Origin of the sequence: Enemella evansiae (genome assembly GCF_002250705.1) — a bacterium.
GTDB classification, from domain to species: Bacteria; Actinomycetota; Actinomycetes; order Propionibacteriales; family Propionibacteriaceae; genus Enemella; species Enemella evansiae.
In genome coordinates, this window is the sequence record NZ_NMVP01000001.1 from 647,994 (window position 1) to 661,521 (window position 13,528).

A 13,528-nucleotide genomic window follows, 5' to 3' on the forward strand; every position below is an offset into this window, starting at 1 on the left:
TCCATGATCATTCCTCGGACTCATCCCGCACGTGCCGCCGGCTCAGCCGAGGGAGCGGCTGCGCAACCGCAGGCTGTTCGCCACCACGAAGAGCGACGACAGCGACATCGCCAGGCCGGCGATCAGCGGGTTCAGCAGACCGGCGGCGGCCAGCGGGATGGCCGCACAGTTGTAGCCGAAGGCCCAGATCAGGTTGCCGCGGATGGTCCGCAGGGTGGCCCGGGACAGATTGATCGCATCGGGCACCACGTTGAGGTTCTCCCGGACCAGGATCACATCGGCCGACTTCATCGCGATATCGGTGCCCGAGACCATCGCCAGGCCGAGGTTCGCGGTGGCCAGTGCGGCGGCGTCGTTGATGCCGTCGCCCACCATGGCGACCTGGTGGCCGGCGGCCTGCAGCTCGGCGACCGCCTCGGCCTTGCGGGCCGGCAGCACCCCGGCCACGAAATCGTCCATGCCGACCTGGGCCGCGACGGCCGCGGCCGCCTGTTCGTGGTCACCGGTGAGCAGCACGGTCCGCAGACCGCGCGCCTGCAGCCGGCGAACCGCCTCGGCCGCGGACGGGCGTACCCGGTCGGTCAGCACGTGCACGCCGACGACCGCGCCGTCGACGGCGACCAGCACCGGGGTCGCGCCCCGGTCCCGGGCGGCCCGGACGATCTCCGCGGCCACCTGGGGGACCTCGGCCACCCGGTAGTCGGCCAGCATCGCCTCGTTGCCGACCACCACCCGCTGCCCGTCGACCACCCCGGTGGCGCCCTGCCCGGTCGGGGTCTCCACCTGGCTCACCACCGGCAGCTCCCCCACCGTCGGATCACCGGCGATCGCCCGGGCCAGCGGATGGTCCGACTGGCCCTCGACCGCGGCCGCGAGCAGGCGTACCCGAGCCTCCGGGAGCTCCCCCACCGCGTGCACCGACTCCAGGGTCAGCGCACCCTCGGTGATCGTGCCGGTCTTGTCGAAGACGACCGTGTCCACCGCACCGCTGGCCTCCAGCGCCTCCTGGGTCTTGATCAGGATGCCGAGCTGGCCACCGCGGCCGACCCCGACCATCAGCGCGGTCGGCGTCGCCAGACCCAGCGCACACGGGCAGGCGATGATCAGCACCGAGAGCGCTGCACTGACCGAGGACCGCACCCCATGGCCGGTACCGAACCAGCCGATCAGGGTGATCGCGGCGATCAGCAGCACCGCCGGGACGAACCAGCCGACGACCCGGTCGACCAGCTGCTGCACCTTCGCCTTGCGCAGCTGGGCCTGTTCGGCGAGCGCCGCCATCTGGGCCAGCTGGGTGTGTGCACCGACCCGGGTCGCGCGCACCACCAGCGGCGCGGTCACGTTGACCGTGCCACCCAGGACGGCCGCCTCCGGCCCGACCTCGACCGGTACCGGTTCACCGGTCATCATCGAGGTGTCGACCGCCGAGCTGCCCTCGAGAACGGTGCCGTCGGCGGCGAACCGTTCCCCGGAGCGGGTCCGGAACCGATCCCCGGCGCGCAGGGTGGCGACCGGTACGAGTTCCTCGGTGCCGTCGTCGGCGAGCCGGCGCACCTGCTTCGGCGCCAACTGGTTCAGCGCGCCGAGCACCCCCTGGGCGCTGCGCCGGGCGCGTGCCTCGAAGTAGCGGCCGGCGAGCAGGAAGGTGGTGACCGCGGCGGCCACCTCGAAATAGATCGCATCGGCACCGGCGGGGGTGATCCCGTAACCGAGCCAGTAACCCTCGGTGTCCGGGGTCCGCCAGATGATCGAGATCAACGACCAGCTGAACGCCGACAGCACCCCGAGCGAGACCAGGGTGTCCATGCTGAACGAGCGGTTGCGCAGATTGCGCCAGGTGGCGACATGGAAGGGCCAGGCGCTCCAGAACACCACCGGGACCGCCAGCGCCACGCACAGCCACTCCCACATCGGGAAGCGCAGGCTCGGCACCAGGGCGAGCACGATCGCCAGGTTCCCCAGCGGGATCGTCAGCACCGCCGCCACGGCCAGCCGCAGCCGCAGCGTACGGACCCGTTGCTCGGAGATCCGGCCCAGCTCGGAGTCGTCGCCGGTGGCCTCCATCGCGGTGTAGCCGGCCTTCTTCACCACCGCGATCGCGTCCTCGGCGGAGGCGCCCTCGACCAGCGCGCGTTCGGAGGCGTAGTTGACCGTGGCGTGCACGCCTTCGAGCTTGTTCAGCTTCTTCTCGATCCGGGTCGCGCAGGCGGCACAGGTCATCCCGCCAACCAGCAGCTCGACCCGGTCGGTCTGCTGCTCGGGCAGCGTGCCATCCAGCGTCGATCCGGGCGTGCTCATCGGTCCGCCCGATCGGAGAGCTTCTTCAGCATTTCGTTGTACGCCTCATAGGAATCGTCGAGTCCGGTGTCCATCGCCCGGTCCTTGCGCTTCGCCTCGCGGGAGTCCTGCAGGAACCACTGCACGAGCAGCGCGACCACCACGACCAGCATCGGCAGCTCACCCAGGGCCCAGGTGAACTGGCCGCCCAGCTTCTGGTCCTCCAGCAGATCGGTCATCCACGGCAGGGCCAGGGATCGATAGTAGTTCTCGGCGATGATCCCGTCGGTCGACAGCAGCGCCACCGCGAAGAACGCGTGGAACGGCATCACCGCGAACAGCATGCCCAGTTTCGCCAGGTGCGGCAGTTCGCGCGGCATCCGGTCCACCCCGGCGACCATGCCGAAGAAGATCAGGCCGCTGAGCATGAAGTGCACCGTCATCAGCTGGTGGCCCCAGTGGTACCGCATCAGATAGCCGAACAGGTCGGAGAAGTAGACCACGTAGAACGAGCCGACGAAGAGCAGCCCGACCAGCACCGGATTCAGCAGGTATTCCAACGGTTTCCAGCCGATCATGCCGGTGACCAGCTCCCGCACGCCGGCGGGGGTGTTGTCCCGGCTGCTCGGCAGCACGCGGAGCAGCATGGTGATCGGCCCACCGAGCACGATCAGCGCCGGGGCCAGCATGTTCACCGTCATGTGCACCAGCATGTGCTTGGAGAAGGTGCCACCGGAGAACGACCACATGCCCGAGCTGACCGCCCACAGCATGACCAGCCAGCCGGCCACCCAGGCACCGACCCGCACGATCGGCCAGGCGATGCCCCGGCGCCGCAGGATCGCGTAACCGACCAGATAGATCACGATCGCCAGCACCGACACGGTGGTGAGCAGCATGTTGGGCCGCCCGGGCAGCACCAGCGCGGCCAGTGTGGGCGGATTCGGCAGGTCGTAGCCGAGATAGTTGATCGCCGTGGATTCCTGTGTGATCAGGAATCGCGGCGGTGCCATGTGCGCGGTGGCGACCTGGCAGCCGACCGCCAGGATCGCGATCGCCAGATCCACCCCGACGGCCAGCCGGTTGCGCGGCCGACGCAACAGCAGGCTCGCCAGCAGGCGTACGCCGACCAGCAGCCACAGGGCCAGCGCCATCACCTTCAGCATCCCGTAGAAGGTGGCCAGCGGTGCGGTGCCGGCGAGCTCGTACCAGGTGACGACCGCCCATCCGGCCAGCACGAACGGCAGCGCCCAGCCGGCGAACCGCCGCTGGCGGCGTAGCAGCATCGGCTCGTCGGCCGCCGCCGCGGGCGCGGCCAGCAGCGCGCCCGAGGCGGCGATCACCACGGTCTGGGCCAGGGTGGCGATGATCGCGGCGTCCGAGCCGAAGTCGTGGTCGGCACCCACCGACACGTTGCCGGTGAGCACCGGGGCGAGCTGCCAGACCGCACCGACGATCAGCAGCGTCAGCGTGGCACCGATGGTGCGGACCCGGCGGGCGCAGAGCAGCGTGATCAGCGCGATCGCCGCCGGTACCAGCCAGGCCGCGGCGGGCTGGGTGGCGGACAGGAAGGGCCCCAGCGCGCGGACCGCGACCAGCAGCGAGACCCCGTTGTTCTCCCCCGCGGTGAGCGGCACCATCAGCAGGCTGGCCGCGAACCAGACCGCCGCGGTCCGACCGGCGAGCCGGGCGAGGCCCCGACCGGTCTCCGACAACCGGTGCTGCCGGCGTCGGCTCGGGGTGAACGCGACCGCCGCCAGCAGCAGGCCGAAGGTGATCAGCATCGCCAGCTGGCTGATCAGATCGAGCAGCCCGGCGAGCTGATTGGTCACCGGATCGGCGAACTCCCGGCCGCGCAGCGGCGGCAGCAACCCCTGCAGCACCACCCCACCGGCGACTACCAGCACCGCCAGGCCTGCGGTGAACCAGACCGGGAACCAGCCGGTCCCGGTCTGCAGCACCTCCCGGTGTTCGCTGGGTGCGGCTGATCCCGCGGCGTCCGGTGGGGCGTCGCTCTGACCGGTCTGGTCGGTCTCGGCGGTGTCGGTGGGGTCGGTGTCCATCAGCAGGTCGGGCTCCAGGGGGTTCGGATCAGAGGTTGATCATGTGCCCGGCGATACCCTCGACGGCTTCCTTGAGGGTCTCGGTCAGCGTCGGGTGCGCGTGGATGCTGCGGGCGACCTCGTCGGCGGTGAGGTCCCACATCTGGGCCAGCACCAGCTCGGGCAGCAGCTCGGTGACGTCGGGGCCGATCATCGAGGCGCCGAGGATCTCGTTGTACTTGCCGTCGGCGACCACCTTGACGAAACCGGCGGTCTCGCCGAGCCCGTTGGCCTTGCCGTTCGCGGAGAACGGGAACTTGGCGACCTTGACGTCGTAGCCCTTCTCCCGGGCCTGCTCCTCGGTGTAGCCGAAGGAGGCGACCTGCGGCTGGCAGTAGGTCGCGCGCGGGATCATGTCGTAGTTGATCGGCATGGTCTCGGCCCCGGCGATCGCCTCGGCGGCCACCACACCCTGCGCCTCGGCGGTGTGGGCCAGCATCAGCTTGGCGGTGACGTCGCCGATCGCGTAGATGCCGTCGACATTGGTCTTCATGAACTCGTCGATGTCGATCGCACCGCGCTCGGTCAGGCGTACCCCGGTGTTCTCCAGACCGTAGCCCTCGGTGCGCGCCGCGAAGCCGATGGCCGACAGCATCTTGTCGGCCTTCAGGACCTGCTGGTCGCCACCCTGGGCCGGCGCCACGGTGACCTCGACGCCGTCGCCGTTGTCGACCACCGACTCCACCTTGGTCGAGGTCATCAGCTTCACCCCGAGCTTCTTGTACGCCTTGGCGAGCTCCTTGCTGATCTCGGGATCCTCGGTCGGGACGATCCGGTCCAGGAACTCCACCACGGTGACGTCGACGCCGTAATTCGCAAGCACGTAGGCGAATTCGATGCCGATCGCACCGGAGCCGGCGATCACGATCGAGGACGGCACCTCGTCGGCGAGGATCAGCTCCTCATAGGTCATCACGTTCTTGCTGACCTCGACCCCGGGCAGCATCCGGGTCACCGAACCGGTGGCGATGATGCAGTTGTCGAAGGTGACCTGGCCCTCGTCCTTGCCCCCGGTGATGTTGAGCGTCTTCGCGTCGACGAAGTCACCCCAGCCGTCGATCTCGGTGATCTTGTTCTTCTTCATCAGGTAGTGCACGCCCTTGACCATCTTGTCGGCCACCTGACGGGAGCGGGTGTAGGCGGTGGGGTAGTCCATGGTGACGTCGCCATGGATGCCGAAGGTCTTGGCCTCCTTGGTCACGATGTGCGCGATCTCGGCGTTGCGCAGCAGCGACTTGGTGGGGATGCAGCCGACGTTGAGACAGACGCCACCCCAGTACTTCTTCTCCACCACGGCGACCTTCAGACCCAGCTGGGCGGCACGGATGGCGGCAACGTAGCCGCCCGGGCCGGCGCCCAGGACAACGACATCAAAGTGTGAGCTCATGGGCCCAACTCTAGGGTTCAGTACCGAACTGCGCCCACTCGCGCCGACACGCGGGCAACCCGAGTTGCAATATCTCTTATATGAGTTACGGTATTCCGGTGACTGAGACCTCACTCGACCGCATCGGCACGATCATCCGGGACGCCCGCAAGCACCGCGGGTTCACCCAGCAACAGCTGGCCGACCACATCGGCACCAGCCAGAGCGCGATCCATCGTATCGAATCCGGAAACCAGAACCTCAGTGTGGACATGATCAACCGGATCGCCGCCGCACTCAACTCCGAGCTGATCTCGGTGGGCGCGACCGGGACCGAGCATCTGCGGGTCAACGGCCCGACGACACTGTCCGGTTCCATCGAGGTGCGCTCCTCCAAGAACGCCGCCGTGGCGCTGCTCTGCGCGTCACTGCTGGTACCGGGCAAGACCGTGCTGCGCGGCATCGCCCGGATCGAGGAGGTGAACCGCCTGCTCGAGGTGCTCACCAGCATCGGCGTCGAGGCGATCTGGTCCGAGGACCGCCGCGACCTCACCCTGACCCGGCCCGCCGAGCTGCGGCTGGACCAGATGGATGTCGAGGCCGCCCGGCGTACCCGCTCGATCATCATGTTCCTCGGCCCGCTGATGCACTACTACCCCACCTTCCAGTTGCCGTACGCCGGTGGCTGCGACCTGGGTTCGCGGACCGTCGAGCCGCACCTGCAGCTGCTCCGCCACTTCGGCCTCGAGGTGACCGCGACCGAGGGCTACTACCAGGCGACCAGCGACAAGCGGGCACCCGAGCGGGCGATCGTGCTGATCGAACGCGGTGACACCGTCACCGAGAACGCGCTGATGGCCGCCGCCCTCACCCCCGGTACCACCGTGCTGCGCAATGCCAGCTCCAACTACATGGTCCAGGACCTCTGCTACTTCCTGGAGGAGCTGGGTGTGCAGGTGGAGGGCCTCGGCTCGACCACTCTGAAGGTGACCGGCATCGACCCGAACGAGGTGCCCGACTCGGTCACCTACGCCCCCTCGGAGGATCCGATCGAGGCGATGAGCCTGCTCACCGCGGCCATCGTCACCGAGTCGGAGCTGACCATCACCCGGGTGCCGATCGAGTTCCTGGAGATCGAGTTGGCGATCCTGGAGGAGATGGGCCTGCGCTTCGACATGTCCGAGGAGTACACCTCGGGCAACGGCCGGACCCGGCTGGTCGACCTGACGGTGCACCCCTCGCAGCTGACCGCACCGATCGACAAGATCCACCCGATGCCGTTCCCGGGCCTGAACATCGACAATCTGCCGTTCTTCGGGGTGATCGCCGCGGCCGCGGAGGGCCAGACCCTGATCAACGACTGGGTCTATGAGAACCGCTCGGTGCACATGCTGCCGCTGAACCAGCTCGGTGCGAACATCCAGCTGCTCGACCCGCACCGGCTGAGCGTCAACGGCCCGACCCGCTGGCGGTCCCACGAGATCGTCTGCCCGCAGGCGCTGCGTCCCGGTGTCTGCATCCTGCTGGCGATGCTGGCCGCCCGCGGCACCTCGACGCTGCGCAACGTCTACATGATCAACCGCGGGTACGAGGACCTGGCCACCCGGCTGAACAAGATCGGCGCCGACATCCAGGTCTTCTGGGATTGAGCACCGACCGAACGATCCCCGAGTAGCCGAAACCGGGCGCTGCGCAGCAGTGCCCGGTTTCTGCGTGTCGAGGGGTCGTACGCGTCGTTGGCTGAGCGAGCGCCAGCGAGTCGTACGCGCCGCTGGCTGAGCGAGCGCCAGCGAGTCGAAGTCATCGGCGCGTGGCTTCGACTCGGTCGTTCCTCCCTCGCTCAGCCGACGTGGGAGGGGTCTCGTTCCTCCCTCGCTCAGCCGGCGTTGGGAGGCGCCTCTCAGCGGACCTGGCGGACCTCGAAGGTCTCGGAGGGGTCGGCGATCTCGTCCTGGGCGTCGACCAGGCGGAGTTCGTCGTGGCCGAGTTCGGCGGTCCGCCGCAGCACCCCGAAGACGATGGCGGCGGTACGCCCCAGCGCCTGCGGCGTACCGACTCCGTCCAGCAGCGCGGTCAGGAACATCGCGGTGGTCAGATCCCCCGAACCGGTGAAGTTGCGTTCCAGCAGGGGCGTGGTGACCAGCCAGGCCCCGTCGTCGTCGACGGCGAGCATGTCGAGGGTGCCGGGCTGCTGGCCGGCGTGGGTCACCGAGGTGACCAGCACCGTCTTCGGGCCACGGGCGCGCAGCGCGTCCACCGCCGCCAGCACCTCCTCCAGGGAGCCGGATTCGGTGCCGGTGAGGAAATTCAGCTCGAAATGGTTCGGGGTCATCACATCGGCCTGGGGCACCACCTGGTCGCGGAAGAACTCCGGGATCCCCGGCCGGGCATAGAAGCCGCGGCCGATGTCACCCATCACCGGATCGCAGCAGTAGAGCGCCTGCGGGTTGCGGTCGCGGACCAGCCGGACCGCGTCCAGGATCACCGCGCCGACCGCTTCACCGCCCTGGTAACCGGACAGCACCGCATCCACCTGGCCGAGCACCCCGCGCTCGTCGATCCCCATCACCACATCGGCGATGTCTTCGGCGGCCAGCAGCGGCCCGCGCCAGGCACCGTAGCCGGTGTGGTTGGAGAAGGTCACCGTGTGCACCGGCCAGACGTCGACACCGCGCCGCTGCATCGGGAAGACGGCGGCGGAGTTGCCGGCATGGCCGTAGGAGACCGAGGACTGGATCGAGAGAATGGTGGTCACCGGAGGAATCCTGCCATGGGACCGGGAGACCTCATCTCGACACGCGGTCCCGGCTCCGCTCCGCTACGCCCGGCCCGCTACTCGATGAGCGTGGTGGAACGCGGTCCCGGCTCCGCTCCGCTACGCCCGGCCCGCTACTCGATGAGCGTGCTAATAGGGTTGGGCCATGCGCACCGATCGGGGCCCGCACGGGGAGGATGATGCCGACGCGATCAGCGACCCCGGGGCGGAGCCGGCGACCGGTGCCCATCGGCACCACGACCGGCATCCGCACCTGATCGATGCCGATGAGGATCGCTGGAAGTGGCGGGCGAAGATCCGCCGCGACCCGCGCAAGCTGTTCTTCTACCGGATCGGGGTCGCCGTCCTCGGCGTGCTGCTGATGATCGCCGCCATCATCACCGGCCCGCTTCCCGGACCGGGCGGGATCCCGCTTTTCCTTGCCGGGTTGGCGGTCTGGGCCAGCGAGTTCGAGTGGGCGCAGGACCTGATGTACTGGTTCAAGGCCCGCTTCGATGACTTCCGCAAGTGGCCGCGGCGGCGCAAGGCGGTGTTCTGGTGCATCGTCGCGATCTGTGCGCTGACCGGCCTCTACAGCTCGATGCTGATCTTCGGCGCCCCGGGGTGGCTGCCCGATTCGGTCCTGGCCGTGCTGCGCCAGCTCCCGGGCGTACGCTGACCGCCATGGCCCCACGCGCCGCCGATTACCGCTATTTCGACGCCCCCTTCATCCCGCTGGCCCACCGTGGCGGCTCGCTGCTGCCGGAGAACGTCGGCCGGGAGAACACCGTCTTCGCCTTCGCGCAGGCCGTCGCGCTCGGCTACCGGTGGCTGGAGACCGATGTGCACGTCACCGCTGACGGCGTACTCGTCGCCTTCCACGACGACCGGCTGGACCGGGTCTGCGACGGCGACGCCACCGGACTGATCGCCGACCTGCCCTGGTCGGAACTGCAGCAGATCCGGGTCGGTGGTGAACCGATCCCGACACTGGCCGAGCTGCTCGACACCTTCGACGAACAGTTCTTCAACATCGACATCAAGGCCCCCGGTGCGGTCGAACCGCTGGCCGGTGTGCTCGCCGCCCTGCACGCCCAGGACCGGGTCTGCGTCGGCTCCTTCTCGCGCGAGCGGCTGTCCGCCTTCCGCCGGTTGATGGGCACCCAGGTCGCCACCTCGGTGAACCCGCCCGGGGTCGCCTGGTCGGCATTCCTGCCGGTCCTCCCCCGTTACCTGCACGACGACGGTGTCGCCTTCCAGGTGCCGGTCCGGTGGCCGATCGCCGGTCGTGAGGTGCCGATCGTCAGCCGCGGGCTGATCGCCCGCGCGCACGCGGCCGGTCAGCAGGTGCACGTCTGGACGATCGACGACCCGGCCGAGATGGAGCGGTTGATCGATCTCGGGGTGGACGGCCTGGTGACCGACCGCCCGGACCTGCTCAAGGAGGTCTGCCGGGCCCGCGGCCTGTGGACCTGACTCAGGCCTTCAGGAAGGCTTCGGCCAGTTCCTCGGGCCGGGTGAACAGTGCCTCGTGGGTACCCGGTACCTCGACCGCGGACACGCCGAGCCGCTCGGGGAAGCGCTCCCAGCCGTACTCCCCCGGCGGCAGGGCGATGTCGTCGGCCCCGAGCAGATAGGCCGCATCGATGCCGAGCTCGGCCGGTACGACGGGTTCGACCGGGGTGGTGAAATACTGCATCGGCTGCGGGACGAGCAGCTCGTGGATGACCTGCTGCACCGGCTCGTCGGCGTCCTGCATGAACGCCGCCTGCCAGACCTCGAACGGCAGCATCACCGAGTTGTTGCCCGAGGCCGCCGACAGGCCCTCGAACAGTTCCCGATAGTGCGGCGGCACCTCATCCAGCAGCGGGCGGCCGGCCGCGGGGACGAATGCGCTCCAGTAGACGAGCTTGCTCAGCCGCTGCGAGACCCGCGGCGCGGCACCGGTGATCACATACCCACCCCAGCTGTGCCCGACGAGGGTGACCTCGCGCAGATCCTCGCCCTCGATCATGCCGACGACATGGTCGACCACATCGCCCAACTCGTAGTTCCGTGGCTCGTCGCCGTCGCGCAGGCCGGGCAGCGTCGGGGTGAGGACCCGGTGTCCCGCCTGCCGCAGATGCTGGGCGACCGGGCGCCACGCCCAGCCACCGTGCCAGGCACCGGTGATGAGAACGAACGTTGCGGCCATCGTGAACTCCTTTGATCGCATCCGACGGCGTGGCTTTGACAGTACGCGAGGGCTCAGGCGAGCGGGAGTCCCGATTCGGCGCGGGTGACCCGGTCGTGGGTGGTCAGCAGCAGCCGTTCGGCCTCGGTCGCCGGGCCGGGCCCGCGCCGCTCCTCCAGCCGGCAGGTGGCGTACGCCGCAGCGGCCCGGTTGTACCGGGCGAGCCAGTCGCGGTAGCGCCGCTCCCGTTTCGGGTCGCCCGGTGGCCAGCGCACCAGCGCACCCAGCTTCTTCTCGGCGCGCCACGGTTTCGGGGTGAGCCGCGCCCGGTAGGTCTGGTGGCTGGCGCAGAGCCGGGCGTACACCTCATCGCTGCCCAGCTCGGCCAGCACCGCGGCCGCCACCGGTCCGGCCGGTTCGGCGCCGCTGCCGGTGACCAGCAGCCGGAAACCGGCCGCCGTGCGATACAGGTGTATGCCCCAGTCGGGTCGCCGGGCGACCAGGGCAGCGACCCGGGCCCGGATCGGTTCCTCCGCCGCGGCCACCGCGGCCGGATCAGGACCGCGGCCGAACAGCCCGCGCCAGAAGGTCCAGCCCGTATCCAGCGGCAGATCCAGATCGGCGATCAGCAGCGCATCGGTGTTCAGCACCTCCGCTCCGTAACGGATCCGGGTGACCACGCCGACCAGGGTGCCGTCGCCGGTGGTCAGATCGCCGAGCACCTCCTCGCGCAGCGGGATCCGCGGATAGTACTCGTCCCAACGCCGGCCGAGCCGCCAGGTCTCGGCGAGCCGGGCCACCCGCTCGCCCGCGACCCGGGTCGCATCGGCCAACGAATCGGTCGACCAGCCCCACATCCGGACCAGTTGATCGCGGGCGTCGGGACCGCGGACGGTGTCCTCGCGGACGGCCCAGAATCGTGGCAACGGTCGCATGGCCGACACCGTAGCGAAGCGGCCCCCACCACCCGGAGAAGTCGTTGTGACCCGCGCTACATTGGGGGAACAGAACGCGTCCCGCAGGCGTTGCACGGGGGCAGACACACTGGAGGTTGCCATGGCAGATCGTTCACTGCGCGGGTCCGGTCTCGGCGCCAAGAGCTTCGAGGACGAGACCAGCATCGAATTCGCCCCCCGGACCGAGATCGGTTTCGATTGTCCACAGGGGCACCACTTCACCCGCACCTTCGCCGAGGAGGCGGAGTTGCCGACCAGCTGGGAATGCCCCCGCTGCGGTCAGGAGAGCGTCCGTTCCGACGGCGTACCGATGACCGTGAAGGAGGAGAAGCCGGCCCGCACCCATTGGGACATGCTGCGCGAGCGGCGGTCCATCCCGGAGCTGGAGGACCTGCTCGCCGAGCGGCTCGACCTGCTCCGCGGCAAGGACTGACCGACCGCGTCAGCGGCGGCGGTGATCGGGGTCGGGATCGTCGTCGATGACCTCACCCTCGATCACCACGCCCTCATCCCCGTAACCCGATGCCCGGCCTCCGGACGGATCCTGCCAGGATCCGTTGCGCGGTCGGGCATCGTCGTCCTCGGGGTACGCCCCCGGTCCCGACCGGAGGAACGGACCCGCCGCGCCCATCCCGGAGAGCGGGTTGGGCGGCTGGTAGTTCCGCAGTTTCGCCCCGACCACCTTACCGAGCAGCCAGCGGGCCGCCGGCCGGGTGAACGGGATGAGGAAGATCAGCCCGACGGCGTCGGTGATGAAGCCCGGGAAGAACAGCATCAGGCCGCCGGACAGCACCAGGGCGGCGTCGGCCAGTTCCCCCTGCGGCATCTGCCCGGAGGCGAGGGCCTTGTTCAACGCCCGCCAGGCCCGCACCCCTTCGCGCTTGGTGAGCCAGGCGCCGGCCACCGAGGACAGCACCATCAGCAGCAGCGTCGGGATCAGCCCGAGCAGCCCGCCGAGCTGCAGGATGACCCACAGTTCGGTCATCGTGACGACCAGGAACAGCACCGCCAGCAGCGGTACCAGCCAGGGTCGGCGACGCGGCGCGGCAGCCATCACGCCCGCTTGCCGGCCTCGGGCTGATCCATCCCCGCCTTGCCGCTGGTCTGGCCGCGGCCGAGCAGCCGGCGGACCTGCCGGCCGCGGTGCTGCAGGCCCATCACGGTGGTCTGCTTCAGCGCCTCGACGAAGACATCCTTGCCCAGCTTGGAGTTGCCGCGTTCCCGTTCCTTGAAGTCGATCGGCACCTCGACGACCTGGTAACCGTTGCGGTAGGCGTGCCAGGTGAGGTCGCGCTGGATGCCGAAGCCCTTGGCGTCGATGTCACCGATGATCGCGCGGAGCAGCTCGGCGCGCATCGCGTTCAACCCGCCGGTGACGTCCTTGACCGGGATGCCGAGCATCAGCCGGGTGTAGAGGCTGCCGCCGCGGGAGAGGAACTCGCGCTGCTTGGGCCAGTTGATCACCGAGCCACCCTTCACCCAGCGCGAGCCCTTGACCATGTCGGCGCCCTGGGCGAGCCGATCGAGCAACCGGTCCAGCTGCTCGGGCTGGTGCGATCCGTCGGCGTCGAACTCTACGAGCACGTCGTAACCCTGCTCCAGGCCCCAGCGGAAGCTGGCCAGATAGGCCGCGGACAGCCCCTCCTTGCCCTTGCGGTGCAGCACGTGCACATGGTCGTCGGCGGCGGCCAGCTCGTCGGCGATCTGCCCGGTGCCGTCCGGAGAGTTGTCGTCGGCGACCAGCAGATGGACCTGGGGCACCGACTTCCGCAGCCGCTCGGTGATCGGGCGGATGTTCTCCGCCTCGTTGTAGGTCGGGATGATCACCAGTACGCGCCCGAGCCCGGGGTAGGTGTCGGCGGCGGTGGGGTCCTGGGTCATGCGTCTCTCTCCGGGTCG

At 69.3% G+C, this 13,528-nt stretch carries 12 protein-coding genes; 4 read left to right on the forward strand and 8 right to left on the reverse strand.

The window, feature by feature from the left end; all coding sequences use genetic code 11:
- Positions 1-42: 42 nt before the first annotated feature.
- The 3 genes from BI335_RS03125 to lpdA are packed head-to-tail and all read right to left on the reverse strand — an operon-like array spanning position 43 to position 5,766.
- Complete coding sequence (locus tag BI335_RS03125) at positions 43-2,298, reverse strand: heavy metal translocating P-type ATPase (RefSeq protein WP_094429618.1); 2,256 nt, start codon at positions 2,296-2,298, stop codon at positions 43-45.
- Positions 2,295-4,340 (reverse strand): cytochrome c oxidase assembly protein, encoded by a 2,046-nt coding sequence (locus BI335_RS03130; RefSeq protein ID WP_094429619.1) that lies wholly within the window; start codon positions 4,338-4,340, stop codon positions 2,295-2,297. The genes BI335_RS03125 and BI335_RS03130 overlap by 4 nt, the downstream gene beginning before the upstream one ends.
- A gap of 28 nt (positions 4,341-4,368) precedes the next feature.
- Positions 4,369-5,766 (reverse strand): dihydrolipoyl dehydrogenase, encoded by a 1,398-nt coding sequence (gene lpdA / locus BI335_RS03135; protein WP_094358516.1) that lies wholly within the window; start codon positions 5,764-5,766, stop codon positions 4,369-4,371.
- A gap of 80 nt (positions 5,767-5,846) precedes the next feature.
- Between lpdA and BI335_RS03140 the strand changes: the two genes are divergently transcribed.
- Positions 5,847-7,394: a helix-turn-helix domain-containing protein gene (locus tag BI335_RS03140; RefSeq protein ID WP_094429620.1), complete on the forward strand. Its 1,548-nt coding sequence runs from the start codon at positions 5,847-5,849 to the stop codon at positions 7,392-7,394.
- A gap of 251 nt (positions 7,395-7,645) precedes the next feature.
- On the opposite strand, the gene pdxY is transcribed toward BI335_RS03140, so the two are convergent.
- Positions 7,646-8,500 (reverse strand): pyridoxal kinase PdxY, encoded by an 855-nt coding sequence (gene pdxY, locus BI335_RS03145; protein WP_094358520.1) that lies wholly within the window; start codon positions 8,498-8,500, stop codon positions 7,646-7,648.
- Between the two features lie 166 nt (positions 8,501-8,666).
- On the opposite strand from pdxY, the gene BI335_RS03150 reads away from it, so the two are divergent.
- Both BI335_RS03150 and BI335_RS03155 read left to right on the forward strand, forming a co-directional pair.
- Positions 8,667-9,179 carry a PGPGW domain-containing protein gene (locus BI335_RS03150; protein WP_094358522.1) on the forward strand — a complete coding sequence of 171 codons (513 nt, stop codon included), beginning with the start codon at positions 8,667-8,669 and terminating at the stop codon, positions 9,177-9,179.
- A 5-nt stretch (positions 9,180-9,184) separates the two neighbouring features.
- A complete protein-coding gene (locus BI335_RS03155) occupies positions 9,185-9,976 on the forward strand; it encodes a glycerophosphodiester phosphodiesterase (protein ID WP_094358524.1) in 792 nt (263 codons plus the stop codon).
- A gap of 1 nt (position 9,977) precedes the next feature.
- Here the strand turns inward: BI335_RS03155 and BI335_RS03160 are convergent, their stop codons facing one another.
- Positions 9,978-10,694: an alpha/beta fold hydrolase gene (locus tag BI335_RS03160; RefSeq protein WP_094429621.1), complete on the reverse strand. Its 717-nt coding sequence runs from the start codon at positions 10,692-10,694 to the stop codon at positions 9,978-9,980.
- A 53-nt stretch (positions 10,695-10,747) separates the two neighbouring features.
- Positions 10,748-11,608 (reverse strand): hypothetical protein, encoded by an 861-nt coding sequence (locus BI335_RS03165; RefSeq protein WP_094429622.1) that lies wholly within the window; start codon positions 11,606-11,608, stop codon positions 10,748-10,750.
- Between the two features lie 121 nt (positions 11,609-11,729).
- Between BI335_RS03165 and BI335_RS03170 the strand changes: the two genes are divergently transcribed.
- On the forward strand, positions 11,730-12,062 hold the full coding sequence (locus tag BI335_RS03170; protein WP_094358530.1) for an RNA polymerase-binding protein RbpA: 333 nt from the start codon (positions 11,730-11,732) through the stop codon (positions 12,060-12,062).
- Between the two features lie 9 nt (positions 12,063-12,071).
- Here the strand turns inward: BI335_RS03170 and BI335_RS03175 are convergent, their stop codons facing one another.
- Both BI335_RS03175 and BI335_RS03180 read right to left on the reverse strand, forming a co-directional pair.
- Entirely contained in the window at positions 12,072-12,683 is a 612-nt protein-coding gene (locus BI335_RS03175) for an FxsA family protein (RefSeq protein ID WP_094429623.1), read from the reverse strand.
- Positions 12,683-13,510: a polyprenol monophosphomannose synthase gene (locus tag BI335_RS03180; RefSeq protein WP_094429624.1), complete on the reverse strand. Its 828-nt coding sequence runs from the start codon at positions 13,508-13,510 to the stop codon at positions 12,683-12,685. The genes BI335_RS03175 and BI335_RS03180 overlap by 1 nt, the downstream gene beginning before the upstream one ends.
- Positions 13,511-13,528 lie beyond the last annotated feature (18 nt).